This window comes from Wolbachia endosymbiont (group A) of Aleiodes leptofemur (genome assembly GCF_964028465.1).
Classification (GTDB): domain Bacteria; phylum Pseudomonadota; class Alphaproteobacteria; order Rickettsiales; family Anaplasmataceae; genus Wolbachia; species Wolbachia pipientis.
On record NZ_OZ034782.1, the window covers coordinates 177,984 to 204,623 of the forward strand.

23 protein-coding genes, 2 tRNA genes and 2 pseudogenes are annotated in these 26,640 nt (G+C 35.7%); 11 read left to right on the top strand and 16 right to left on the bottom strand.

Annotation, left to right across the window (positions count from 1 at the left end; genetic code table 11):
* Nucleotides 1-35 precede the first annotated feature (35 nt).
* Nucleotides 36-176 (bottom strand): hypothetical protein, encoded by a 141-nt coding sequence (locus ABWU67_RS01040; protein ID WP_153296798.1) that lies wholly within the window; start codon nt 174-176, stop codon nt 36-38.
* 55 nt (nt 177-231) lie between these two features.
* Complete coding sequence (tldD, locus tag ABWU67_RS01045) at nt 232-1,650, bottom strand: metalloprotease TldD (protein WP_341821962.1); 1,419 nt, start codon at nt 1,648-1,650, stop codon at nt 232-234.
* 62 nt (nt 1,651-1,712) lie between these two features.
* On the opposite strand from tldD, the gene ABWU67_RS01050 reads away from it, so the two are divergent.
* The 4 genes from ABWU67_RS01050 (at nt 1,713) to ABWU67_RS01065 (ending at nt 4,105) form a co-directional block, all read left to right on the top strand.
* Nucleotides 1,713-1,797 (top strand) — tRNA-Leu (locus ABWU67_RS01050).
* A gap of 70 nt (nt 1,798-1,867) precedes the next feature.
* Nucleotides 1,868-2,365 carry a hypothetical protein gene (locus ABWU67_RS01055; protein WP_010962975.1) on the top strand — a complete coding sequence of 166 codons (498 nt, stop codon included), beginning with the start codon at nt 1,868-1,870 and terminating at the stop codon, nt 2,363-2,365.
* A gap of 253 nt (nt 2,366-2,618) precedes the next feature.
* Nucleotides 2,619-3,326: a uroporphyrinogen-III synthase gene (locus ABWU67_RS01060; RefSeq protein WP_182321018.1), complete on the top strand. Its 708-nt coding sequence runs from the start codon at nt 2,619-2,621 to the stop codon at nt 3,324-3,326.
* Nucleotides 3,326-4,105: an exodeoxyribonuclease III gene (locus tag ABWU67_RS01065; RefSeq protein ID WP_264329463.1), complete on the top strand. Its 780-nt coding sequence runs from the start codon at nt 3,326-3,328 to the stop codon at nt 4,103-4,105. The genes ABWU67_RS01060 and ABWU67_RS01065 overlap by 1 nt, the downstream gene beginning before the upstream one ends.
* Before the next feature lie 26 nt (nt 4,106-4,131).
* Here ABWU67_RS01065 and ABWU67_RS01070 read toward each other — a convergent pair whose 3' ends face one another.
* Nucleotides 4,132-5,286, bottom strand: a complete 1,155-nt coding sequence (locus tag ABWU67_RS01070; RefSeq protein ID WP_353282060.1) for a hypothetical protein — start codon at nt 5,284-5,286, stop codon at nt 4,132-4,134.
* 49 nt (nt 5,287-5,335) lie between these two features.
* Nucleotides 5,336-7,912, bottom strand: a complete 2,577-nt coding sequence (gene polA / locus ABWU67_RS01075; RefSeq protein WP_341821964.1) for a DNA polymerase I — start codon at nt 7,910-7,912, stop codon at nt 5,336-5,338.
* Nucleotides 7,913-8,192: 280 nt separating this feature from the next.
* On the opposite strand from polA, the pseudogene ABWU67_RS01080 reads away from it, so the two are divergent.
* A pseudogene (locus tag ABWU67_RS01080) lies at nt 8,193-9,051 on the top strand (IS630 family transposase).
* Here ABWU67_RS01080 and ABWU67_RS01085 read toward each other — a convergent pair.
* Nucleotides 9,046-9,243 carry an IS3 family transposase gene (locus ABWU67_RS01085; protein ID WP_353282061.1) on the bottom strand — a complete coding sequence of 66 codons (198 nt, stop codon included), beginning with the start codon at nt 9,241-9,243 and terminating at the stop codon, nt 9,046-9,048. The pseudogene ABWU67_RS01080 and the gene ABWU67_RS01085 overlap by 6 nt on opposite strands.
* A 282-nt stretch (nt 9,244-9,525) precedes the next feature.
* Between ABWU67_RS01085 and ABWU67_RS01090 the strand changes: the two are divergent.
* Nucleotides 9,526-10,868 (top strand): annotated as a pseudogene (locus ABWU67_RS01090) (IS110 family transposase).
* Here the strand turns inward: ABWU67_RS01090 and ABWU67_RS07220 are convergent.
* From ABWU67_RS07220 to ABWU67_RS01110, 5 genes are all read right to left on the bottom strand, one after another.
* The gene (locus ABWU67_RS07220; RefSeq protein ID WP_405197159.1) at nt 10,801-11,010 is read right to left on the bottom strand and encodes a hypothetical protein; all 210 of its coding nucleotides are present in this window, start codon (nt 11,008-11,010) and stop codon (nt 10,801-10,803) included. The pseudogene ABWU67_RS01090 and the gene ABWU67_RS07220 overlap by 68 nt on opposite strands.
* A gap of 3 nt (nt 11,011-11,013) precedes the next feature.
* A complete protein-coding gene (locus tag ABWU67_RS01095; RefSeq protein ID WP_353282218.1) occupies nt 11,014-11,436 on the bottom strand; it encodes an IS3 family transposase in 423 nt (140 codons plus the stop codon).
* The gene (locus ABWU67_RS01100; protein WP_353282062.1) at nt 11,390-11,743 is read right to left on the bottom strand and encodes a transposase; all 354 of its coding nucleotides are present in this window, start codon (nt 11,741-11,743) and stop codon (nt 11,390-11,392) included. Before ABWU67_RS01100 ends, ABWU67_RS01095 begins: the two co-directional genes overlap by 47 nt.
* Before the next feature lie 232 nt (nt 11,744-11,975).
* Complete coding sequence (locus ABWU67_RS01105; protein ID WP_209472450.1) at nt 11,976-12,782, bottom strand: SDR family oxidoreductase; 807 nt, start codon at nt 12,780-12,782, stop codon at nt 11,976-11,978.
* A 5-nt stretch (nt 12,783-12,787) separates the two neighbouring features.
* Complete coding sequence (locus ABWU67_RS01110) at nt 12,788-13,432, bottom strand: alpha/beta hydrolase (RefSeq protein WP_015589325.1); 645 nt, start codon at nt 13,430-13,432, stop codon at nt 12,788-12,790.
* Between the two features lie 92 nt (nt 13,433-13,524).
* On the opposite strand from ABWU67_RS01110, the gene ABWU67_RS01115 reads away from it, so the two are divergent.
* Nucleotides 13,525-13,710 carry a hypothetical protein gene (locus tag ABWU67_RS01115; RefSeq protein WP_264711441.1) on the top strand — a complete coding sequence of 62 codons (186 nt, stop codon included), beginning with the start codon at nt 13,525-13,527 and terminating at the stop codon, nt 13,708-13,710.
* A 59-nt stretch (nt 13,711-13,769) separates the two neighbouring features.
* Here ABWU67_RS01115 and ABWU67_RS01120 read toward each other — a convergent pair whose 3' ends face one another.
* From ABWU67_RS01120 to ABWU67_RS01135, 4 genes are all read right to left on the bottom strand, one after another.
* Nucleotides 13,770-14,135 carry a hypothetical protein gene (locus ABWU67_RS01120; RefSeq protein WP_264373731.1) on the bottom strand — a complete coding sequence of 122 codons (366 nt, stop codon included), beginning with the start codon at nt 14,133-14,135 and terminating at the stop codon, nt 13,770-13,772.
* 121 nt (nt 14,136-14,256) lie between these two features.
* A complete protein-coding gene (locus ABWU67_RS01125) occupies nt 14,257-15,924 on the bottom strand; it encodes an aminopeptidase P family protein (RefSeq protein ID WP_341821910.1) in 1,668 nt (555 codons plus the stop codon).
* A gap of 8 nt (nt 15,925-15,932) precedes the next feature.
* On the bottom strand, nt 15,933-17,855 hold the full coding sequence (gene mnmG, locus ABWU67_RS01130; protein ID WP_264339611.1) for a tRNA uridine-5-carboxymethylaminomethyl(34) synthesis enzyme MnmG: 1,923 nt from the start codon (nt 17,853-17,855) through the stop codon (nt 15,933-15,935).
* A 187-nt stretch (nt 17,856-18,042) separates the two neighbouring features.
* A tRNA-His gene (locus tag ABWU67_RS01135) sits at nt 18,043-18,118 on the bottom strand.
* 150 nt (nt 18,119-18,268) lie between these two features.
* On the opposite strand from ABWU67_RS01135, the gene murJ reads away from it, so the two are divergent.
* Complete coding sequence (murJ, locus tag ABWU67_RS01140; protein WP_353282063.1) at nt 18,269-19,756, top strand: murein biosynthesis integral membrane protein MurJ; 1,488 nt, start codon at nt 18,269-18,271, stop codon at nt 19,754-19,756.
* 3 nt (nt 19,757-19,759) lie between these two features.
* Nucleotides 19,760-22,303 (top strand): AsmA-like C-terminal region-containing protein, encoded by a 2,544-nt coding sequence (locus tag ABWU67_RS01145; protein ID WP_353282064.1) that lies wholly within the window; start codon nt 19,760-19,762, stop codon nt 22,301-22,303.
* Nucleotides 22,304-22,357: 54 nt separating this feature from the next.
* On the opposite strand, the gene ABWU67_RS01150 is transcribed toward ABWU67_RS01145, so the two are convergent.
* Nucleotides 22,358-23,551: a phage portal protein gene (locus ABWU67_RS01150; RefSeq protein WP_341821914.1), complete on the bottom strand. Its 1,194-nt coding sequence runs from the start codon at nt 23,549-23,551 to the stop codon at nt 22,358-22,360.
* 158 nt (nt 23,552-23,709) lie between these two features.
* On the opposite strand from ABWU67_RS01150, the gene lipB reads away from it, so the two are divergent.
* Nucleotides 23,710-24,327, top strand: a complete 618-nt coding sequence (gene lipB / locus ABWU67_RS01155; RefSeq protein ID WP_341821915.1) for a lipoyl(octanoyl) transferase LipB — start codon at nt 23,710-23,712, stop codon at nt 24,325-24,327.
* Nucleotides 24,327-25,304, top strand: coding sequence for an LD-carboxypeptidase (locus tag ABWU67_RS01160; RefSeq protein ID WP_341821916.1), 978 nt, complete (start codon nt 24,327-24,329; stop codon nt 25,302-25,304). The genes lipB and ABWU67_RS01160 overlap by 1 nt, the downstream gene beginning before the upstream one ends.
* A 454-nt stretch (nt 25,305-25,758) precedes the next feature.
* Here the strand turns inward: ABWU67_RS01160 and ABWU67_RS01165 are convergent.
* Nucleotides 25,759-26,618 (bottom strand): IS630 family transposase gene (locus tag ABWU67_RS01165; protein WP_156518142.1). Its coding sequence is split into 2 segments (ribosomal slippage): nt 25,759-26,294 and nt 26,294-26,618, totalling 861 coding nucleotides; the frame shifts between segments, so codons are not numbered across the junction.
* Between the last annotated feature and the right edge of the window lie 22 nt (nt 26,619-26,640).

Here is a 26,640-nt window from a genome sequence, read left to right on the forward strand (position 1 = left end):
TTTCAAGATATAATCTTGCATCAAGTACAAAAGTGTCATCCAAGTAGCTGACACATAACTGTACGAACATTTATTTGCGAAAGCAGTGTGTTAAATGTTATAGCCAGTTTTGCCTCAAACACAAAGGCAGTGCCCAGACACTGGGATGACACCCTATTGGTGGCAATTGCTTCCAAATCATAATGTTTGTACAGCTGTGCGCCGTGCGCTGGAATCCGTTTTAGCCCTTATCTATATCTCAGTTCCACCAACAGTTATTGCGTCGACTTTGAGTGTCGGCTGACCAACTCCAACGGGCACATTTTGTCCATCTTTCGAGCATGTGCCAACACCAGGATCTAACTTTAAGTCATTACCAACCATAGATACTTTTTTCAACACTGTTGGACCGTCACCAATTAGTGTTGCTCCTTTTACTGGCTGTGTAATTTTGCCATTTTCTATTAGGTAAGCTTCCGAAGATGAAAAAACAAATTTTCCTGACGTTATATCAACCTGCCCACCGCCGAAATTTACTGCATATAGACCTTTCTTTACGCTAGATATTATTTCCTTCGGTGTATACTTTCCGGGCAACATATAGGTGTTTGTCATGCGCGGCATAATAACTTCTTTATAACTTTCTCTTCTACCATTACCAGTTGGGCTTACACCCATGAGTTTAGCGTTCATATGATCCTGCATGTATCCTTTTAGGATCCCATCCTCTATCAATATATTATAACTGGGTGGAGTGCCTTCATCGTCTACGCTGATAGAGCCGCGCAAATTGGGCAGAGTTCCGTCATCAACTACTGTGATGTCACTAGCTGCTACTTGTTTACCCACAGAATTTGAAAATGCTGAGACTTTTTTGCGATTGAAGTCGCCCTCAAGTCCATGACCCACGGCTTCGTGTAACAATATTCCTGGCCAGCCTGGACCTAAAACGACTGTCATTTCTCCGGCTGGAGTTGGAATTGCTTCAAGATTTACCAGTGCTTGTTCTAACGCTTGGTTTGCAACTTCTTTCCACTTTTTCTCAGAAATAAACTTACTATAAGAGTCCCTTCCACCATGCCCTGCAGAACCTCTTTCGGTACGGCCATCTTTTTCTACAATGACTAGCACATTAAAACGTACCAGAGGCCTGATATCGCTTAATCTGTGATCACCCTTTATTATTTGTACAACTTGCCATTCTCCACTTAGAGTTATTTTTACTTGCTTCATGCAGTTATTTTTGGACCTTACATACTCATTAACCTCATTGAGTAGCTTAATCTTTGAATTCAGATCCATTTCATTTATAGGGTTAATCCTCGAATATAGGCTTTTTGTCTCTTCGTTTAAATTTATTGAATTTGTCTTGTTTAAAGACACTGAGCTTTTTACCATAGAAGCAGCATTACTAATTTCTTTTTCGCTGATCTCAGAAGAACAAACGAAAGATGTACTATCTTCACAAAAAGACCTTAAACCAAATCCCCTCCTAGTATTCAAGTCCATGTGTTTTAATATGTTATCCTCAAAAACCAGGGACTCCGACTGGCAAAATTCTAGAAACAGCTCACCACCATCGCTATTGCTCAAAGCGTTATTGACTATTTTATATACGTTATTAATATTAACATTGTTTTGAGCAAAAAATATTTGATCTAGATTTGGCATTACCTTTGAACTAAAAATTGTTTAAGTATATTATTTAACTTTAACATAGTAAACTATAAAAAGCCCGGGTGGCGGAATTGGTAGACGCGCTAGCTTCAGGTGCTAGTAACTTTTTAAGTTGTGGAAGTTCAAGTCTTCTCTCGGGCACTCTTAGCTTCCATATTGCTTATTGAATTAATTAATGTTATAATATAACATATTAGGTAATATTTATGCTATGTATGGTGAAAAAGATAAGTTAGCCTACAGAAAGAAGGTACGAACTTACTCGAAACGCTTAGTTACTACACTATCTACTATCTCTTTCATTGGATACATAGCGGCATTGGTCTTGAATATTCCTGTCTTAAGTCTGTATTTTAGTATTGCCGGCACTATATTCAGTGCACTTTCGTTTGCTTTAAATATATGGTCACTAAATGATCATTCCCGACAACAGAATCTTAATAAGAAATCTGGCATAAAAAACACTCCAGGACAAAAAAAGTTAACAAAGATCTATCTTGATATAGCATCCAGTGCTTCATTTCTAATAGGAGGTATTGCATCTATGTCGCTTTTTGAGTCTTCTGTTATTTATTTTGTTTCTACGCCTTTTTTTATTCTAGGCTGTGTTATTATGGCAGCTAATATCGTTCAAACTATGATTAGTGAACCACAGACAAAAAACGTCCTTGAGAATCTCTCTTCAAATACTGCAAGAGTACAAGCTTAAGTATTAACTTATTTAACTTATACAGGAATATTAGCTATATAATTCCACTGAAGGAAGCCATTCAAAAGAGTTCGATGTAATTAGCGTCAAAAAAGTGTAAGCAGAAATTGTGGGCTTATTGGGGTAGGAGCGCTTAGTACTCCTACTTCCACATCAATTACTTGAATAATTGCTCAAGCTATCAAAATAAAAGTTTTTATTCAGTAATTTGTGTATAAAGGGTACTATTTTACTAGTAGTGAAATAAATCAGAATGAAGTCTATTTTATTAACGAGGCCTTTATTGGACTCGTTCAATACAAGAAATATATTGAGAAAGTATGGATACAAAGTTTTTATAGAACCAGTATTCACAATAAAGTACTTAAATCCTGATATATCTGCGTACGAATTTGACGTTGTGATATCTACAAGTAAAAACAGTGTAAAGGCTCTTAGTCAAATATGCAAAGAGGATGACTTTCCGATTATTACAGTTGGTAATTCAACCATGCAGGCTGCAAAAAATTTGGGATTTTCTGATATAATCTCAGCAGACAGCAACGTTGATGGTCTGATATCATTCATAAAAGCTCATTATTCAAACGCAATAAAGTTCTTGTATATAAGGGGACAAGAAGTATCATGTGACCTAAAAAAGAGATTATCTGAAGAAGATTTTAACGTAAGAGAAGTTGTACTCTATAAAACAATTATAAAAAGGAATCTAACTAATAGGTGTAAAAATTTACTATTGGATGGTAAAATTGATAGTGTTGCTTTTTTTTCCTCACAGACAGCAAGGATATTTTGTTCATTAGTTCTAAAAAGTGGGTTATCTCATGTGATGAATAATGCAGTTGCATATACCATGAGTAAAAACATTGCTGATAGTTTAAAGTTAATCAAATGGAAAAAAATTATAACATCGAGGTTGCCTACTGGGGAGAGTTTAATTGATATAATTAATAAGGATTGTTGATGCTAAAGATTGCAACTTGGAATGTAAACTCCATACGTAAAAGAGTTAACCAACTTTGTAGTTTTATAGTTGATAGTCAGATAGATATAATTTTGCTGCAAGAGATAAAATGTATGGAAGAGCAATTTCCTTATGCAGAGATAGAGAAGCTGGGATATGAATGTGCTGTCTATGGACAAGTTGCAAGAAATGGCGTTTGTGTTTTATCTAAATATCCGATACTGGAGAAGTTTAAGATTGATATCGTAGAAGGTTATCAAGAAGCGCGTTATATAGAGTGCATAATAAAGCACAATAATCAGAAGGTAAGGGTGGGAAGTGTATACGTTCCAAACGGTCAAAGCCCGGACTCTCAAGCATTTGAATATAAACTCAAGTTTTTTGATAATCTATATGAAAGGATGAGCACTTTGTTAAAGAATGAAGAGTTAACTATTATAGCTGGCGATTATAATGTTGCACCGGATGAAATTGATGTCTTTGATTCAAACTTATTGAATGGCCAAGTGTGCTTTCATATAAAAGAACGTGAGAAGTTAAGAGCGATCTTGAATCTTGGGTTTAAAGATGCGTTTAGAATATCTCACCCAAATTTGCAACAATTCACTTGGTGGCATTATCAAGGCAATTCACTCAGAAATAATCAAGGAATGCGAATAGATTATATGCTGTTATCACCACAAGCTGTAGATAAATTGGAAACATGCTACATAGATGATAGATTGCGTAAGCTAGAAAATCCGTCTGACCATACTCCTGTTGTATGTGCTATAGAATAATAGCAGATCTCTTACACAATTCACTTTTAGCAAACCTGAGTAGTCTTACCTTTGCTGCTCTGTGGTTTTTCCCTTCGTTTGTTTTCCTTTCCTGTCCAAGATTGATCGTGCTGCTCACTTTTTTCGTTTCCTACCTGGGAAATTTGCTCAGGAACAGGCTGTTGTTCACTCTTTTCTTTTCCTTGGGAAATTTGTTCAGAAACAGAGGTGCCTTTCTCAACTTCTGTAACTGGGGTTTTTAAAATATCATCAATGCCCTCGAGAATTTTTCCATTCAGTTTTGCTCTCTTTTCTGTATCATCTTTATCTTGTGAGCTAGGGTCATACAAAGTACCTTTTTTGTTATTTGAAAAAAGAACCTCCACTCCTCCTTTTATGGCAAATATTGTGCCGATAGCAGTAAGAACTACTCCGAGTGTAGTAGGACCAAAAATTAACATTTGAATAGTGGAAAGAAGGACAGGAAAAAAGATCTTGCTTAAGAACGTTGTTACCATCTCTTCATCACTAAGTGGTGGTTCATCTTCCTCTTTTTTGTCTTTACCTAAGAATGGTATTTTTTCTTTCACCCCATCCATAAAGGAGCCAGAAATATTTTTCGGGTCTATTTTGATCCCTCCAATTAGCAGCAGCGGCATTTCCAATACGAACTTTATGGATGAATCTTTAGCTTCTGTACCGCGTATATCAGCTACACAGTCATCTACTACTTCTTTTATTTTACCATTCTTGAGATTCTCCTCATTAGCTAATTTTTTCTCTCTAATTTTCTCAAATACGGAAAGTAAAAACTGAGAAAAATTCTCTTCACTGAGTGATTTTATATCTTCTGGATTGACATTGTTGAATATCTTTCCACTATTCTCAAATACAAAAGTAAAAATTTTCTTTTCATTTTCATCCTGTAATCGAGGTAACCGTTCCTTTAATGACTTCAGATCACTCTGTAATTTTTGTTTTTCTTTCAATTTCTGTTTCTTCTTTTCTATTTCCTGTTCCTTCTTTTCTATTTCCTGTTTCGTTTGCTCTTCTAGTTTTTCTGGATTTTTAAAAATATCTAGGAAAGTACGATAGATTAACTGATGTTTCTCTTTTTCAAATTTAAAAACTTTCTCATCTTTGTTAGTTACCTGAGTAGGTAACTTTGGAGGTTTTGAACTTTTTACTTGTGGGCCTATCATGGCTGACCTATTTGCATTTGCTATGTTCTATTCTAACATATTTTTCGTATTAGTTCAAATGATTTATACTCCTAGAATTCACGATGTTTAAGTCATAATTAAGGGAATTTAGACCCCAGTTGTCGCCAATTTTTATTTCTACTTCAAGTGGTATAGAAATTTCTATTGCATTTTCCATTATATCTTTTATAAGTTTTGCTGTTTCTTGCACCTTTTCGTCTTCTACTTCAACCAGTAGTTCATCGTGAACCTGGAGGATTATTTTACCTACTTTCAATTGGTCAAAAAGCTGAATTGTCGCACGTTTTATTATATCAGCAGCGGTTCCTTGCAGTGGTGCGTTTATTGCTGCCCTTTCTGCAAATTGTCTTATATAAGGAATTGTATTGTTTATGTCTCTTACAAAGCATCTCCTGCCAAACAAAGTTTCTACATAACAATGCAATCTTGCGATAGACACTGCTTTTTCCATATAGGCCTTTATTTCTGGGTAACAGGAAAAATAGTAATTAATGTATTCAGCAGCTTCCGCAATGGTAATTCCAAGCCGCTTTGCAAGACCAAATGGGCTAATGCCATATATAATTCCAAAATTGATGGATTTTGCTTTGCGTCTTAATTGCTCATCTATTTCTTGCACTCCAAAAACTTGCCTTGCGGTGATCTCATGAATATCTTGTCCGTTTGCAAAAGCTTCTTTAAATGCTGCAACGTTTGCAACGTGTGCCAGGAGTCTTAATTCTATTTGTGAATAGTCAGCAGAAATTATCTTATGCCCTTTTGGCGCAATAAATGCTTGTCTGATGAGATTTCCCTCTTCGCTTCTGATAGGAATATTCTGTAAATTAGGATTGCTAGAGCTCAGCCTTCCAGTTGCAGTTGCAGTCGTTGAAAAGCTTGTGTGTATTCTACCATCAAGTGGATCAACTTGCTTTATTAATGCATCAGTGTAGGTGCCTTTTAATTTACTTAAATGTCGCCAATTTAAGATTTTACTTGCGATTTCTACCCCTTCTTCTTCGAGTGCCTCTAGAACTTCATAATTGGTGCTATACGATCCAGATTTTTTTGACTTTTTCTTTTTATTAAGCCCCATTTTGTTGAATAAAACATCACTTAATTGTTTTGGCGAAGCAATATTAAATCTTTCTCCTGCCAAATTATATATCTCATCTTCAAGCACGGCAATTACCTGCTGAAATTTATCGGACAGCTCCTGTAATTTTTGTATGTTCAGTAATATCCCATTTTTCTCCATATCAAATATTACTTTCATAAGTGGCTTATCGAAGCGCTCGTAAATTGTGAGCAATTTTTCCTGAAATAACCTTTGCTTTAGCTTTTCATGAATTGCTATTAAAGTTTTTGCCGAGAAAATTTCTGCATTTTCACTCAAATTATGCGCAACTATGTTTGGAATACTGTGATCATGCTTTCCTGTATCCAAGCTATACGACATTATCATCAAATCATCAACTGAATCTAGCATCTTCTCTACTGTAGGGAAGATTTTCCTGATCTCTTTAATGTTATGTATTATTTTAAGCACTCCATTTGAGAGCAAAGTTAAGTTAATTATAATGAGTGCATCTTGTATGCTGTCTTGCTCTATATAAAAAATATTACTTTCGCTATAAGATAGACTTAATACATTGTTTTCAAGGTGGTAATGAATTGCAATTTTGCCTTCATATCTACAATGCTCCAAAAATTTCTCTAACTCTTCACTACTATATTCTATTTTCTCTTTTGTGCTAGACCCATTATAGGAAAAAAGCTTTTCCACTTTCCCTATTAAGGAATTGAATTCATACTTCTTTAAAAAGGATAATAGTTTTTCCATATTTGGAGAATGGACTTCATATTTTGCAATATCATGTTGAAGGTCTACTTTTTCGCATAGTGATAAAAGTTCTCTTGAAATTAGAGCTTTTTCCTTATGTTCGGTGAAAATATTACGAATCCTCGTTTGCTCGATATTATCAATGTTCTCTATAATATTATTCAATGAATCAAATTCATCCAGTAATTTAGCTGCAGTCTTCGGACCTATTCCCGGAACGCCTGGAATGTTGTCAGATGCATCACCAGTTAGAGAAAATAAATCAAGAAGCTTGTGTGAGTTTACGCCAAATTTTTCTATTACTTGTTTTTCATCTATATATATATTTTTAATGGGGTCGAATATTAAAATATTGTGGTTCAAGAGTTGAAATAAATCTTTATCTGATGAAACGACTACCACTTTAAAGTCTTGGTGGTTGGCGTATTTTGCAGCTAGTGTTGCAATTATATCATCTGCTTCATAACCTTCAATCTCTTCATAGCTGAGGTTAAAAGCTTCTACCGCTTCCCTCAGTATGGTGAACTGTGGAGTTAGATCCTCAGGAGGCGTTACTCTGTTCGCTTTGTACTCAGGATATAAATTGTGCCTAAAATTCTTTTTCCCTGCATCAAGTGCTATAGTTAAGTAGTCCGAATGGGCAATGTACTTAAGAACCATATTCAGAAAGCCATATACACCACCTATTGGCATTCCTGTTGTGGTAATTAAGTGAGGTAGTACATAGTAAGCTCTGAAAAGAAAACCATAGCCATCGATGATTGTGAAAGTTTTTTCTTTCATTGTAGATATTTATGCGTGCTTTTGATGGTCCACTATTTAGCTGAGAAAATCAAGTTTTTGTTTTTCTGCTTTTGAGCGTTGTAAGAGATTTTACCGAAAATAGCATTCATGATGGGGATGTACACATATGACCTTACCCAGAAAAAGTGGAGAGAAAGTGTGGAATGTTTTTTACAAAAAGAATGATGCATCAAATTGTTCTGGAATGCAATAGTTATAGCTCTTTCCACAGAAGTCCGGATATGATAAGATTAAGGATAGATGGCGATAAGGAGGTTGGATGCCGGCAGCATATAGTTATGATTTAAGAAAAAAAGCAATGGAAGCACTAGACGAAGGGGAAAGCAGAGAAGCAGTGGCAGCAAGATTTAAAATTGGACGAACTACTTTGTGGGAGTGGAAGCAAAGAAAAAAAGAAACAGGCGACTTTCAGTCAAAAAACTCGGTAATGGAGGTTACAATCAGAAAATTATCGACTGGAATAAGTTTATCGAATTTGCTAAAAAACACGGTAGAAAAACTCTGTCGGAAATGGCTAAACTTTGGGGCAACGTTAGTATCGAAACGATCCACCGAGCTCTCAGAAAAATTGGATTTACGCGCAAAAAAAGACATATGGATACAAGGAAAGGAACGAAGAAAAACGTGCTGAATTCTTAAAAATTATAGCAACAAAAGAACCAGAAAACTTAGTGTATATAGATGAGTCTGGGATTGATAACACGGAGGACTATCCATATGGGTATTGCCAGAAAGGACAGCGATTTTATGCCCTAAAATCTGGAAAAAAAACTCAACGAATCAGCATGGTTGCAGCCTTAAGTAGAAGAAAGATAGTTGCTCCATTAACATTTGAAGGCCACTGTAATATGGATATTTTTAATGGATGGTTTGAGCAATTTTTGGCACCGATCTTAGAACCTGGACAAACTGTCATTCTTGATAATGCTACTTTTCATAAGTCTGATAAGCTTATCAAGCTCGCTAAAGGAGTCGGTGCAGAAATTTTGTATCTGCCGCCTTATTCTCCAGATTTTAACAAAATTGAGCATCATTGGTTTGCTATAAAAAACAGAGCCAGGAAAAACATTCCTCTATTCGAATCCTTTCGTCGTGCTGTTGATTCTGCCTTCCTATGACCTATTCGGACTATTATGAGAAATGCTATAATAGTGACGTTGTTTGTTATAAAAAATTTCTATGTATTCAAATATTGCAGTTCTAGTTTGTTTAGCAGAGTGTTGTGAAGTATCAATAAGTATTTCTCTTTTCAATGAGCTAAAGAAGCTTTCTGCAACAGAATTGTCGTAACAACAGCCTTTATTACTCATCTATATTCTTTACAGCGCCGAACGGATGAAGTCTGTTAAACCAGACAAAAAACTCCCTATCTAGATTTTCAGTAATAGTTAGGTATAATTTACAAGAAGCGCTCCTGCAGTTATAACCGAACTATGCAATGGTGCCTTAAGTGCCCGTTTTGCAGCGTGGTTTTGGAGGAAACGGTTAAACCATTGATGGAGTCCTTAGACTACCTCGGTTAGAAGAGTGTATTATTTAACCATTCCAAGCTGAAGCGCTTCACTATTGTAAATTATAAAGAGAAGGTTACCATGAAAAAAGCAAAAAGTAAATTAAAGATAGTCAATCCTGATACAGCGGGGATTGATATTGGTTCAGCTGTACATTACGCATGTGTACCAGAAGGAAGAGATGAACAACGTGTTCAAAAATTTGGCTGTTTTACTGAAGATCTTCATAATTTAGCACGGTGGTTAAAAAAGTGTAAAGTTACGACTGTAGCTATGGAATCTACTGGAGTATACTGGATCCCTTTGTTTCAAATACTTGAATCATCTGGGTTCGAAGTAAAATTGGTAAATGCAAAACATGTAAAGAACGTACCTGGAAGGAAGTCAAATGTTCAAGACTGTCAATGGCTTCAACAACTGCACAGTTACGGATTACTTCAGGGGTCATTTAGACCAGACAATCAAATATGTATACTGCGTAGTTATGTTAGGCAACGTAAGACTCTCACTGAAAGTGCATCTACGCATGTTCTACGTATGCAGAAGGCATTAATTCAAATGAATATTCAGTTACATAAAGTTATAAGTGATATTACTGGTGTTATTGGAATGCACATCATTAAAGCAATTGTAGAAGGTGAAAGGAACCCTGACAAACTGGCTGAGTTCAGGAGTCCAAATATTAAAAACAATAAATCCACTATTGCAAAAGCGTTATCTGGTGACTATAGGGAGGAGCACCTATTCACGCTAAGGCAAGAATTTGAACTATATAATATTTACCAAGAAAAAATAGCAGAGTGTGATAGAAATATTGAGGCCTATTATAAAACGTTTGAAACAAAGTCTTACGAAAGTAAACAGCTGAGTAAGGAAAAGAATAAGTATAGCAAAAGTAAGCCGGGTTTTGCTTTGCAGAACTGCACCGAGTAACTGGTATGGATTTTACTAAAGTTCCAGGACTTGATGTGCTAAGTATACAGACCATAATTTCAGAAACTGGTATAAACCATAATAAATGGTCAACAGAAAAGCACTTTTCATCGTGGTTAGGACTCAGCCCTGCCAATAAAATTACAGGAGAAAAAGTGTTTAGCACAAGAACGCGTAAAGTCATTAATCGTGCTGCGAATGCATTTCGAATGGCTGCTAATTCTGTAGGAAATAGTAAAAGTTCATTGGGTGCATACTACAGGAGATTAAAAAAACGATTAGGAGCGCCAAAAGCAATAACAGCTACTGCAAGAAAAATAGCATGCATATTTTATAGTATGCTCAAATACGGGCAGGAATATGTGGAAAAAGGAATGGAATACTATGAAACACGCTATAAAGATAGAACTGTGAAAAATTTGATCAAAAGAGCAAAGGAATTTGGCTATATCTTGGTAAAACAAGATAAACTAATAGAGGGAGTTTCTTAGAAGCTAAGAGATATTGATACCCTTGCGCAGTATATTGTGAACCTTGGTCACTGTGCAGCAGTAGATTTTTAACAGGTTTACGCCTATTAATGGCCATTAATAAAGAGTTCATAACCAATTGTTTATTTATTGCACTACTCATTAACTACCATACGTGAGAATTATTGCTGCCAAATATAGCCATCCCTCCTTGGTTTTGATGTAAGTAATCCCATACTTTATTTGGTTGATCAACAATAAAGTTTTGATCTAGTATATTGGGAGCTACAGCTCTATTATCTGTTTGTTGTTTTTTAATTTTAAACTTTCTTCTCAGTATAGCCCTGATGTCATTTTTCTGCATAATACTTTGCACTGTTTTTAAGTTGCAACTTTTACCCAAAGCCTTTAATTCAGCATGAATTTTAGGAGCTCCATATCTACATTTAGAAGCTTGATATATTTTTTGAATAGCTGCGAGTAGCTCTTTATTTGCTGATTCTCTACTGCTTATTTTTCTTGTGGTCCACTTATAGTAGCCACTAGCAGAAAACCCTACATAATTCCTGCACTTTATAGTGTTTACTATGCTCTTTTATGAAAAAATATTTTACTCTTTTTGACTGGCCAGGGCTTTTTTTTAAATGTCTCTTTCCCTTGTTACTCTTGCTTTGTAAATCAAACCTCTCTTTGTCGTAAGGAGCCATGTTACCTCTACCTGGAAATGCATTTGCCGCTGACTTTTTTTCGTTGTGTTTCTTTATCCATTTTCCTAATAAACCACCCTTTATTCCTAAATCTCTTGCTATTTTTGTAATTGTTTGACCTGCCTTTCTTTGTTCATTTGCCAGTTTAACAGCTTCCAATTTGAATTCTGCCGTATATTCTCTTACCATTTCTAATCCTCCAAAATTTTATTTTACCCAAAAAAACTCTTTTCTTTCTCTCCACTTTTTCTGGGTAAGGTCACTATTTCTTAAGTAATTTACACTTCAGAGTTTATCTGCTTTAAAGTTTACTCTATTCTGTTTCAGCATTTGTCATAAATCCTTAATTATTTCTGACTTTTTAGTTCAGTTTTTAACCATTCTTTCCTTAACTTAATGGCAGTGACAATAAGCCTATCTATCATTCTGATGTGATTTCAGTTTTTTTTACATGCAAACTCTCTAATCCCACCTTGTAGTTAGGATAAATTAGAGAGACATTAAGATCTTTTTTAATTTTAACATTACTTACTCTTTTTGATCCTAAATAAAAACTCTGTGCATAATCTGGTAACTCAATTGGCTCTGGAGGGCTAACATTGAGAAGTTTGGCTGCATACATTATCACTTCAGATTGTGTAGTGGGTAAATCGTCTGCACAATTGTATATTTCACCAGGTTTTATGTTTTGCATGGAAGAAAATAAAATATTCGATATATCTTCAACGTGAATACGAGAAAAAAAATGCCCTTCTTTTTTCACATTTCTTGCTTTGCTAAGCTGCAAGTCAATTAACACGTTCCTACCAGGACCGTATATTCCAGCTAAACGAAAAATATGTACAGGCAATCTGCTATTCAGCCACTTCCTTTCAGATCTAAGGCGCTTTTCTCCTCTGATTTCTATAGGTTTTGTTTCAGATTCCTCATTCACCCAATTACCAGAGTGATCACCATAGACGCTAGTTGCAGACAAATAACCAAACCATTTAACATTTTGCAGGCAATCACCGTATCTCTCCACAACATCATCACCATCTGGAGGAATAGAAATTAAAACGTGCGTTGCGCTTTTAAGCAGATCTTGGCTAACCTTCTCATAATTAAAGAGGATTACATTTTGTATATCTTTACTTCTTGATGTGCCACTGACTTTCCAACCTAAGTTCAGTAATTTTTTCGATAAAAATTTAGCTACATATCCATAACCAAAGCAAAACAAGTGCATGAAAATTAATTTTTAAAATTCTTCTTGATAAATTCTACTCCTAATTTTATTCCCTCTTCATTAATAATATGCCCTAATGCATGAATTGGGTGTCCTTCAACATTTACTCCATTTTCTTTCAGAGCTTTAACCGCTAAGTCGAGGGACGAAAAAGGTACCACGTCGTCAGCATCACCATGGATAACACATATGTTAGGTTTTGACTTGATCTCTGGTGCAGTTTTTGAAGGTGAAAGAAATCTACCAGAGTATGCAACAACTGATGCACAGGATTGAGAGCGGGTGAGAGCTGTATGTATTGCAAGCATTGCTCCTTGAGAAAATCCAACTAAAGAAAGTTGCGTATCTTTTAAATTAAGCTCCTTTAATTTTGTATCAATGAAATGATTTACAATTGATGTAGCATTTTTTACTCCATTATATAGCGCTTCCTCACTACGATCTTCCAAGCTGAACCACTGATAACCATCACCTATTTCTCTTTCAAACGGAGCATTGGGTACTGCAAAATATGAACCCAGTAAAAACTTGCTCATAACTTTAGCAAGGTGAATGAAATTATCGCCACTTGAGCCCCAACCATGTAAAAAAATAATCAAATTTTTCTTATTTCCGCCTGCACAAATTTCTGGGCCTTTAAGTTCAATCATTTCTTTTCCTTTTGCATTTATATTTTTATTTAACACTAATTTTCAAATTTGTAAAAACCCATGTGCAATTATGTACACTAGCTCATAACTGTATGAACATTGCAATTTGCAGGCAATTCGCGTGGCAGATGAAAGTAGCTGACACTGGAATCCAGTTCTTATTACCTGGTGTAAAGTTAAGTTTCCTGGATTCCAGTGTCAAGCACTGGGATGACACCTCTGGGCACTGCCGTCATAAAGGAACCAGTGTCAGCTACTTTCATGGCATCAATAATTGACCTCGACTTACCGTCCAACTAGAAAGTTGTATATAGAATGACAGAAATCCAGATGTTATTTACTTACTTTCGATCTTTTCTATCAATTTTTTAACTAAGCCTCTTAGCTTTTTACTGGATTCATCAAGCTCTTGAATCTGCGAGCTGTGCTCTTTCATTAGTTCCTTATAGTTACCTCTTATGTAGTCAATCATTTCCTTCATCTGAGCAATCATCTTGTTAACATCCATACTGCCCAAATCAGGTATCATGCCAGGCATAGCCCCTTCTAACATACCACCAGCCATAAGCTGCTGAGACATTTGCATAAGTGGTTTTAAAGTCTGATTAAGCAATTCAGGATCCTTGGCTAATTTTTCTATTTGCTCTTTGCAAGTATCCATATACTGCTTCATAAATTCATCTTCTTGCCCTTTGTCTATCATAATTATAACCTACCTAAAAATACGTGTTCTTTATTATATATTATTTTAAAATTAAAAACAATACAAAATACCTGTCACAATTGCATTAATACTTTTTAAATAATAAAAAATGCTCCTTTGCTTATAAAGGGTCACATACCTTCTTTAACCATTCCTTATCTTTTACGCTATTTTCTAAGTTTTTATAGACAAATTGATGGTAGCCATTTATCCATTCAATTTCATCCTTAGTAAGCATTTGCACATTTATTAGTCTTCTATCATATGGAATAGAGGTCAGTTGTTTAAAGTTTAAGAAGCCGTTTTCTTGTCTGTTGACATACATCAGATTTTCAATCCTTATTCCATACTCTCCCGGAATGTAATAGCCAGGTTCGTTGGAAAGTATCATCCCTGGCGTGAGTTTCACTTTATTACTTTTTGATATTGCTTGTGGTCCTTCGTGTACTGATAGGTAACTTCCTACTCCATGCCCTGTACCATGCATATAGTCCATTCCAAATTTCCATAAATGCGTACGTGCTAATATATCCAATTCTCCACCAGTAGTGCCAGGAGGAAAGATGACACTTGCTATAGCAATGTGAGCTTTGAGTACTATTGTATAGTGGGTTATTTGTTCATCAGTTGGATTGCCAATTGCTACAGTTCTTGTCACATCAGTTGTGCCGTCAAGGTACTGGCCACCAGAATCAATCAAATACAGTCCATCTTTCTGAATTACTTTATTCGTCTTACTGCTTGCACGATAGTGAATTATTGCCCCATTCTCATTAAATGCTGAAATTATTGGAAAACTTAGTTGCTTAAACAAATTCTGCTCTTTTCTGTATTCTAAAATCTTTTCTTCAGCTTCAAGTTCTGTACCAACATTATTTTCAAGCCAATATAGAAAATTTGTAACTGCCACTCCATCTCTGATATGCGCATTTATAGCCCCAGCTATTTCAGTTTGGTTTTTTGCTGCTTTATAAATTAGACAAGGATCTTCTCTCTCAGCTACCTGTTTATCTTTTATTACAGCCATGATACTCATTGGAGTTGTGCTTGGATCCATGACTATTGAATTTAGCTTGTGCAGCGAATTTTCTAGCTCACTAATATCAAAAATATTTATATGATTGCCTAAATTTGCTTCTATAGTTGAATGTTCTTTATCTTGAATAAACAAACCAACATTACCGCTTTTATACAATATAGCACGGCCCAATATACATGGAGTATATTTAGCATTTTCATTTCTTAAATTTAATAACCACGAAATTGAATTTGGATCAGTTAAAAGCACTACTTCAGCTTCTTTATCTATGCTTTTAGCTATTTTTTCACATTTGTCCTTACTACTTTCACCAGCATATTCAATAGAATGTAAAACCACTGCTTGTTTTCGACAGTCACTTTTTTTTCCAGCTAAACAGGGTATTAATTTACAGATATTCTCATACTTTCTTATATCTTCTATGGTAAAATATTGCAAATAATAACCTAGTGAGGCAGTCGATGTTAAGTTTGCTTTTATCCATTCGCGTGGATCCTCTTCTTGTATATTATATACTTGAAAATTGCCCCGATCGAGCTGATTGCGAGCTTGTGTGATATAGCGTCCATCCGTAAAAAATGGGCACTTGTTGTCTTTTGTAACGATAAGTAGCCCATTTGTTCCTGTAAAGCCACACAGCTTTGTTAGCTCCTCTGAATACTCATTTAAATATTCATCTTTAGTATGCAACATAAATGCATCAACGTTTATCTCGTGCATAAAAGAACGAAATTCTTCGATTTTTGACATAGAACACCTCATACAAAATTAGCAGCCACTTTCGTTTTCCTGTTTCTCAAATACACTAATATGCTCACTATCGCTGCAGGAGTGATGCCTTGTATTTGCTTTGCAATGCCAATCGTCGCTGGTTTTATCGTCTGCAACTTTTCTATTACTTCACTTGACAGGCCTTTAACTTGTGAATAGTTAAAATCAATTGGAATTTGAGTGTTAATTTCCTCTCGTAAAAACTTCATATCCGCTTCTTGTCTTATTAGATAAGGTTTGTATTTTGCTTCAATTTCAACCGCTTCGCATATTTCATTCTTAGTTATGCTACCCATTGCGGTGCCATCCCAGCGCGTGATGCTGCTTAACTCCGGCCATATTTCTTGTAATTTATTCCAGTCGATGTTTGGATAGCTAAGTAAATCTAGTGCCGTTTTTCTTATCCCATCATAAGATATTTTGATACCATAAGACCTAAGCTGCTCAGGAGTAATCGTCAGACTCCCTAACTTCTCTTCAAGCTGCTTAATGGATTCAAGTTTATTCTGTAAAACAGAGTATCTCTCATGCGAAACAAGGGAAATATCATAACCTTTTTGTGTTAATCTTCTATCTGCATTGTCTGACCTGATAGCTAGCCTATATTCTGCACGTGAGGTAAATAATCTATAAGGTTCGATCACCCCTTTGGTGACTAGATCATCTATCATTACGCCGATATATGAGTCTGTGCGATGAAGAACAAAGCTTTCTTTTTTTTCAGATGCAGAGAGTGCTGCATTAATTCCGGCAATAATTCCTTGCCCTGCTGCTTCTTCATATCCAGTAGTGCCATTAATTTGGCCAGCAAAATATAGGCCTTTAATTTTCTTAGTTTCAAGAGTATGGCTTAGTTCTCGTGGATCAATATAGTCATACTCAACTGCATATCCAGGTCTTAGTATTTCTGCATTTTCAAGTCCCTTGATACTCTTTATCATTTCACACTGCACTTCAATAGGCAATGAATTTGAAATTCCGTTCGGGTATATAGTATCATCATTCAAGCCCTCTGGTTCTAAAAATATTTGATGACTACTTTTTTCTGCGAATTTTTTAACCTTAGTTTCAATGGATGGGCAGTATCTTGGTGCTATAATATCATCCAAATACGAAGAAGCTGACCTGTGCAGATTCTCTCTAATTATTTTATGCGTGTTTTCATTAGTATGGGTAATAAAGCATGATACCTGAGGTTGGTTAATTTTTTCTGTGAGATAAGAAAACGGCACAGGTGGATTATCACCCACTTGTTCTTGCAATATTGACCAGTTTATAGTGCCACGATCAAGCCTTGGCGGAGTTCCGGTGCGCAATCTACCTAATTTAAAATTATATTTCTTCAACGTATTTGCAAGTTCTACTGCAGGCTTATCTCCCATTCTCCCTGAAGGAGTTACCTGCTCTCCTATATGAATTACACCTTGCAGGAAAGTTCCCGTAGTTAAAACAACTTTACCTGTTAGTATATGTTCCCCTGAGCTTGTTATTACAGCTTTAATGCACAATTCTCCATTGTTATTACTCTCTATAAGGAAATCGTCAACCGACTCTTCTTTTACCGTCAAATTGTTATAATTTAGAATAATTTCCTGTATTGCTTGCTTGTACAATTTTCGGTCTGCCTGTGCACGTGGTCCCCACACCGCCGCACCTCTGCTGCTATTTAAAATGACTGAGTGTATACTTGCTTGATCGATTGCTCTTCCCATTATTCCATCAAGAGCGTCAACTTCCCTGACTACAACGCCCTTTGCAACTCCTCCGATTGCTGGATTGCAGGACATTTCCCCTATAGTTGAAATTTTATGAGTTATAAGCAGCGTGTTTGCACCAAGGCGAGCTGCAGCAGCAGCAGCTTCGCACCCTGCATGACCACCACCTACTACTACTACATCATATTTATGCATGCCTTCTTGAGTAATTCTTACTCTACTAATATTCTAACTATTAGCGGTTAATGTCAAATTTTACAGTAATTAACTATTTCAATCATCAGTGGCCAATGTATAGCTAACTCACGTCATACCGTCACGGTATCTCTAGATCCCGCTAACAAGCAGCGGGATGACGGTTTTTCAAATTATCGGGTTTTAGTGGGGCGAGCGACCAGGATCGAACTGGCGACATTCAGTACCACAAACTGACGCTCTACCAACTGAGCTACGCCCGCCAAGATATAAAATTTCTAACATAAGAGCGCAAATAGTCAATTGATTATTTAACTCTCCTTTTGCAGAGGGTTTTAAGTTTAGCCAATAAATATTTTCATTGATACTTTTACCATTATAGTTAATTGTATTGACACTAATGAAGTAGTGGTATGTTTAAAAGTATTTTCACATTTAGTTTTTTTACGGCTATTTCAAGGATCTCAGGGTTAATAAGAGATGTATTGATTGCTACGGTTATTGGTGCGAACTCTCTTGCAGACATATTTTTTTCTTCGTTTCGTTTTGCCAATCTATTTCGAGCATTTTTTGCAGAAGGAGCGTTCACTACCTCATTCATACCATTATATTCGACAGAATCATATGATAATAAAAAGGCATTTAATTTTGCAAGTAGTGTAATATCCATTACGTTTATTATCTTAGTAATTTTTTGCCTTATCATGCAAACTTTCTCCCCTTATATGATTCAAATTTTTGCTCCTGGATTTGACCAAAGTAAGTTTACCCTTACTGTTACTTTATCAAGAATTATGATGCCCTACATAATCTTTGTTTCAATTGCATCACTTATTGGTGGAATGCTGCAAGTAAAGCAGCATTTTGCTTCAACAGCTATTGCACCAATCGTTTTGAATCTCTGTTTAATCATCAGTTTGTTTGTGCCTTACGTAAAAACTCCAGCGCACAACCTTTCTATAGCTGTCCTTATAGGAGGAATTTTCCAGCTACTTTTGATACTATTTAGTGCATACAAGTTAAAGGCAGCTTTTTCTTTTAGCCTTGAATTAAGCAATGAAGTAAGGTTATTTTTTAAGCGTGTGATACCTGCAATTATCAACAATTGTGTAACTCAAATAAGCTTATGGATTGATACAATCATGGCGAGTTTTATACCAAATGCGGTGTCCTATATATATTATGCCGATAGACTAAATCAACTACCGCAGGGAATAATCGGTACTGCAATTGGTACAGTGCTTCTTCCTTTAATTTCAAAACAGGTGGATAATACTGAAAATATAGTCAAAATACAGAACAAGGCTCTCAACATAGGATTAATGTTAATTATGCCAACAACTGCTGCCTTTATCATTATTCCCGACATAATTTTACTTACGCTTTTTTCTTACGGCCGGTTTGATCATTATGCAATGCAGCAAACTGTTCCCACTTTAATAGCATTTTCTCTTTCTTTACCTGCATTTATTATAAATAAAGTATTGCTACCTACATTTTTTGCTAAAGGCAATCTGAAAATACCAACCATATTTTCGCTAATGTGTCTTGGAATTAATGTAGTGCTAAACCTTTTGTTAATGAACGAGTATCAGCATACGGGGATTGCTATTGCTACTTCCGTTTCCACTTGGATAAACTCTATTCTATTAATTAGTTATTTAACAATAAATAAAATGTATAAGGTTAGCCAAGCGTTATTGTTAAATGTCATGAAAATTTTTGTAGCAACGGCAGTCATGTCAATAGCCCTTTATATTTTTAATTCTTTGTTGGCAGGATTATTTTTTGATAAAATGTTGGCTCGTATTGTTTATTTAACGACTTTAATAGCTTTGAGTGTTATTGTTTATTTTGGTATTCTCTATTTAATATTTAAGGGAAACTTTAAGCATGTGTAAATTATGAGACTTTCTTTATATGCTATATTATCAATCTCACTGCTATTAATTCTCATGCATGTTGCTGCAACTTTTAAGGATTGGAGTGGCTACAGGAAATATATCATAAAAGAGTTAGAGAAGACGTATGATGCTAAAGTGCATATTGGGGGAAAAATTAAAGTTTCGTTGATTACCCCAAAGCTCACTATTTATAATGTATACGTACAATACAACGAAAATAAAGAGCAAAAGTTGTCAGATTTAATTAGTGTAAGAAAAATTGAAATAAGGCCATCGTTCCTATCGTTGTTTTTATTTTCGTTGCAACCAAAGTCAATCACATTGTTTGGCATGAAAAGCAACAAAGAAAATTTACTTAATATTATAAATACAAACGCCAGTGGTAACACAGTCAATATAGTAATAAAAGACAGCCAAGTAAGTTTCAAGAATGATTTCGCTGATATTGTTAACATAAAGGAAGTTGCTGTAAAAAAAAATAAGCAGTTTTTTGGTAAAGTAAAGGTAGGTGATAATAATTACGATTTTTCAGGAAAGATTAATATCACAAAAAGGAATGTACACATTAGTGTTGAATCAAATTTTGTAAATTTGCTATTTACAGGTAATAGAAATCAAGAAGAACTCCAGGGTAATTTAACATTAACAATTAATAACAGTTCCGGTTCTGTGAGTGATTTAGCAAAAATCATTAATCTTAGCTTTCTCTCTTGTGTTATTCCTAGCGAAAATATCAAGATATCATCCAATATAAGTCTTAATGAAAGTGAGTTTACGGCAACTGACTTAAAAATTGATTCCAAAAGCATGCAAGCCAGCGGTACAATACAAAATGATAGAAAAGGCAATCACACTAATTTCAATATTAGCTTCAGTAAAGTTGATTTAGATTCCATACAAAATGATTCACAAAGAACAATGAATATGAAGGATCTTCTGGAATGTTTTAGAGCAGTTGTGCCAAAGAACTTGAGCTTAAATTTTAATATGGAAGCTTCTAACATTCAATATCAAAACAAAATATTGGACAATTTCCGTGCTGTACTAAAATCCACTGATGGCAAAGTAAAAGTTAATACGCTTCTTAAATTTCCTGGAATCAATAATATATCTTACTTATCAGGAGAGATCTCAAACAATAATGTCCTATCTGAATTCAACGGTGATTTATTAGTCGAAGGAAATGATTTTGAGTCATTCATTTCATGTTTTTTCCCTTCTATAAGGATGAAAGAAAACCAGAAAAATCAATTTACACTAAGTTCTAAACTGCACCTTGCACCAAGAATATTATCTATCTCAGACATTAGACTGCTAAATAATAAGGAATCCTTGCAAGGATCAATTAGAGTAAGCCACACAAAAAAACGCAGTGTGATCGATGGTGAATTTAGCATGCATAATCTTGATGCAGATAAATATGATCATTCATTATTTAGCAGTTTACCTAAAATGCAATGGCTGAAAAATTTTCAGTATGATACAAATATAAAGGCCCGTGTTAATAACCTTACATTGAATGATACGAAAATTAAAAATTTGGATTTTTTGCTGAAAATGGAAAAAGGTAAGCTAGTTGCAGATAAAATAAAACTATCTGGAGAAGATTTCGATATTACCGGTAATGCAAAAATATTAGCAGATCAAAAATACGCCAAACCTTTATTAGATGTTAACCTTACGGGCAGTAAATTTAATGGAAAAATTATTACATTACCAAATTTAGTAGAGACGAAAAGAAATTCAAGAAATGAGATAGATCAAATTCAATGGTCAACAAAGCAGCTTGATTTTTTGGATGACAAAGAAGGCTTTGATGCAAATGTGCAAATCAATACTGCAGAATTTAAAACCGAGCATAATGTTTTGAAAGATTTTAATTTGGATGCGGTAATGAGAAACAACACTATCACTATCAGGCAGGCAAGTTACGTATTAGAACGCGGGCAAGTGTTTTTTCAGGGTTATTTAAGATCAGACTCAATAAATACAAGGTTTTCTATTGTAAATTTGGACACTAAAAAGATTGGTAAGGTTATAGGAATTGACAATGTAAATGGTCAGGTAAGCTTAAATAGTGAAATCAAAACTCAAGGAAAAAGTTTTCATGATTGGGCTAGTAACTTATCAGGAGATGTAAACTTACAAGCGCAAGGAATAGAAGTTACTAATGTAGATTTCAATTCATTTATCACTAATTTGTTAAGCAGTAAGAATAAATCTGAAATTTCCACACTTGCTTATGTTGATATATATAATGGCAAGACATTTTTTGAAAATATTAGCGGAAAAGCAAGTATTAAGAGTGGTATATGTTCAACTAGTTTACAGTTCGGGATTGATCAAGCATCAGGATCGATCTCTTCTAATTTAACCTTATCTAACTTCGCTTTAGCTTCTATATTCAGGTTCTTTTTCATACCACCAAATTATAGTAATCCAATCTATATCGATATGCATTTGGATGGCCCTATTTGGCGTCCTAAGATGAGTTTTGATGTAGACCAAATCTTCACCGCTTTAGTCAGCAAGAGAAATGGTTGATTTACTTAGGCGTACGGTTTAGGGGACAATGAACTCATCTGAACGGATACAAACTTAACCTAACTCATCACCACCCGGCAATGGTGGCAAGCCAAATGCTTCTCTCTTTTCGTTGAGCGTCATGAAGCTTGCGTTTTCTACGTATTTCCACAACTTTTGTCTTTTTTCCATGAGAATTTCTATTGCATCTTTGTCATACGACAAGCACAGATCTTCACCAAATTTTGGTGTTAGCCAAGAATTCAGGTGACAGATAATATTTTCTAGCGTTGGTAAAACCGTCTGCTCCCAGAGGGATAAGCGTGCTTCGACTAAATTGCTATAAGTGTTATCACCCGGTATGCCAAGCAATTGCGGTGGAACGCCAAAAGCTAGCGCAATATCACGAGCTGAGCTGTGTTTGGACTCAATAAAATCCATATCCCTCGGCGAAAGACTCATCTCCTTCCACTCCAAGCCTCCTTCAAGCAATATCGGTCTTCCAGCGTTTATAGAACCTGAATAATGATCATTTATCTGCGCTTTTAAGCGTTGGTACTGCTCTTGACTTAAACTTCCACCACTTCCATCTTTCGCTGATTTCACAACTATTGCACCACTTGGTCTTGCCCCATTTTGCAACATCGCTTGATTCCAAGCACCCGCTTGATTATGCTGATCTATGCTATACGCAGCTGCCTCAATTGGTGATAGCCCATACCAATCATTCAAAGGGTTAAAGGTCTTTAGGTGCAACACTGCTGAACGTCCGGTTAGTTTATCAACTTTAAAGTCATAACTGTTGTTATTTATGGCATAACGATAGTTATAAGGAACGTTATTTCTCCCTGGAACAATTTCAACCCTATCGGGGCGCAGAAGATAAAGCTCTGTTGGTGGTTTTCTATTGTTCTGCGACTCAACCATCAATATATAAGAATTGCCGTTAACTAACCGATAAGTTACAATCCCCTCAATAAATTCCGATTTTGATGTCATTGGATTAGGAGAATAAAGTAATTTCAGTAATGGATGGGCTTTTAATTGTGATTTTCCCTGATCAGTAAGCTGGCAGAGAGTAAAAGGTACCGAAGATGCAGCACTTGCAATCATATTGATTGCTCGAAAGGCAATAACATTTTTTATGTAACCTTCCTCAGCAAAACTTACATAATCACGCTTACTCCAACTTGGCTCCATCATTAGCTGCAAAGCAGAATATTTAGTAAATACTGCGCTTTTTTTTCTTTGAAAAATATTGAGATTCATATATGCCTCATGAAAGATGTTTAAAAGTTAAAAGTGTTTTAGATTCTGTAGTTAAACTAAGACATAGATCCCAGTGTCACGCACTGGGATGACGGAAGGAAAGCACTTGGGTGACAGGAAAAGAACGCACTGCTATACTAAAAAAAAAGAAATAGAACATGATAGAATGGCTAATATCTAATCAGCTTATTGATTATAACTGCGCTGTAAAATCTATGGAAGAGAAAATTCAACAAATTCACAATAATTCAGCAGACGAATTGGTATGGCTACTCCAGCACCCTCCACTTTACACTGCAGGAATCAGTGCAACAGCTGATGATATTGTTGAAAAACTATTTCCCATATATAAAACAGGAAGGGGTGGTAAACACACATATCATGGTCCAGGACAGCGCATTATATATTTAATGTTAAACCTTAAAAAAAGAAACAAATGCGATATAAAGCTATATATTAGAGATCTAAGTAAGTGGATCATAAATGTTTTAAAGCAATTTAATATACTTGGAGAGTTTAGAGAAGATAGAATAGGCATTTGGGTAAACCATAACGGAGTAGAAAAAAAAATTGCAGCTTTTGGTATTCGCTTAAGAAAATGGGTAACTTATCATGGCATAGCGCTTAACGTCTTTCCAGACCTCTCTCACTATAAGGGTATTATTCCTTGTGGGTTGCAAGGTTATGGCGTCACGTCAATGGAAGAACTAGGAGTGAAAGTTCCACTCTCTGAATTGGATGATATACTAAAAAAAGAGTTTTATAAGATATTTTAATGATTGTTTACCTTTTATATTTCATTCTCACTTTATGTGCTAACACAGGTATTCATGCAATCGACCAAGTTGATATTATTGCTCCTTCTTCGAAGGGAAAAGAATCAGATCTGACTACTATAAAAGAATATGTAGAAGCTTTGGATTTTAATCCCCATATTTCGGAGAAAATATATAGTAATGATAATCCATTTTATTCCAACTCTGATGAATTCAGAGCAAATGATTTGATTAGTGCACTAACCGGTGATAGTAAAATAATCTGGTGTATCAGAGGAGGAGAAGGGGCTTCTCGGTTAATTCCCTATCTAGAAAAGTTACCCAATGATAAAAAAGAAAGGATTGCTCAAAACAAAAAGATCCTCATAGGCTATAGCGATATAACTGCCTTGCACATCCATCTACAAGCTAAATATGATTGGCAAACTCTTCACGGCACCATGTTGGAAATGATAGTAAATAACTCCGTTTCTGAAAGCTCTGTTGAAAAATTGAAAGAGTTAATTCTTAACAAGCGGGATTCTATCAGATTTGATAACCTAAAGACGATAAATAATGGCATTAGACTAAAAGATGGCAGATTAGAGTCTAAAATCATCGGTGGTAATATGACTTTAGTTGAAAACAGTATAGGAACTGTTTGGCAAATAAATGCGAAAGGTAAAATTCTATTTTTAGAGGACATAAGAGTCTACCCATACGCAATAGAGCGCAGTTTAGATCACCTAAAACAAGCTCACATCTTTGATGGAGTACATGCAGTAATCTTTGGGGATTTCGTTAACTGCTATAATGATAACCTTGTTGAAGTTGTAAAAGAAAGGTTTGCAAAAAGTGTTAACTTTCCTGTATTTACTATGAAAGGGGTAGGCCATGGACATACAAATGATCCTTTACCTTTTAACACTCACGCTATTATTAGCGTTCAAGACGAAAAAGAAGGTTTGTTTTTTATGGACGTGCAAAATGTTAGCTAATCTTATAGCTAACGCGAGCTCTACGTCATACCGCCGCAGTATCTCTTAGCCGCTAACACGTACTTAACCGTCATACCGCGATTCATTCGCGGTATCTCATCCGCTAACAAGAGATCCCGCTAACATGTAGCGGGATGACGAATTGCTTAACCGTCATACCGCCGCAGACCGTCATACCGCCGCGGTATCTCTTAGCCGCTAACACATAGCGGAATGACGAAGTTATCGTCATGCCACCGCGAACCGTCATACCGCCACGAACTGTCATACCACCACGAACCGTCATACTGCGATTCATTCGCGGTATCTCTAGATCCCGCTAACACGTAGCGGGATGACGGTTGTCAGGGTGTCATGCAAGTAGCTGACTACTTGGATCTGGTAGGCTTAAATCACAATGCCCGTAAAGCTGCGACCCTAGAGCTATAGCATTTCTCATAATAGTCCGAATAGGTCATAGGAAGGCAGAATCAACAGCACGACGAAAGGATTCGAATAGAGGAATGTTTTTCCTGGCTCTGTTTTTTATAGCAAACCAATGATGCTCAATTTTGTTAAAATCTGGAGAATAAGGCGGCAGATACAAAATTTCTGCACCGACTCCTTTAGCGAGCTTGATAAGCTTATCAGACTTATGAAAAGTAGCATTATCAAGAATGACAGTTTGTCCAGGTTCTAAGATCGGTGCCAAAAATTGCTCAAACCATCCATTAAAAATATCCATATTACAGTGGCCTTCAAATGTTAATGGAGCAACTATCTTTCTTCTACTTAAGGCTGCAACCATGCTGATTCGTTGAGTTTTTTTTCCAGATTTTAGGGCATAAAATCGCTGTCCTTTCTGGCAATACCCATATGGATAGTCCTCCGTGTTATCAATCCCAGACTCATCTATATACACTAAGTTTTCTGGTTCTTTTGTTGCTATAATTTTTAAGAATTCAGCACGTTTTTCTTCGTTCCTTTCCTTGTATCCATATGTCTTTTTTTGCGCGTAAATCCAATTTTTCTGAGAGCTCGGTGGATCGTTTGGATACTAACGTTGCCCCAAAGTTTAGCCATTTCCGACAGAGTTTTTCTACCGTGTTTTTTAGCAAATTCGATAAACTTATTCCAGTCGATAATTTTCTGATTGTAACCTCCATTACCGAGTTTTTTTGACTGAAAGTCGCCTGTTTCTTTTTTTCTTTGCTGCCACTCCCACAAAGTAGTTCGTCCAATTTTAAATCTTGCTGCCACTGCTTCTCTGCTTTCCCCTTCGTCTAGTGCTTCCATTGCTTTTTTTCTTAAATCATAACTATATGCTGCCGGCATCCAACCTCCTTATCGCCATCTA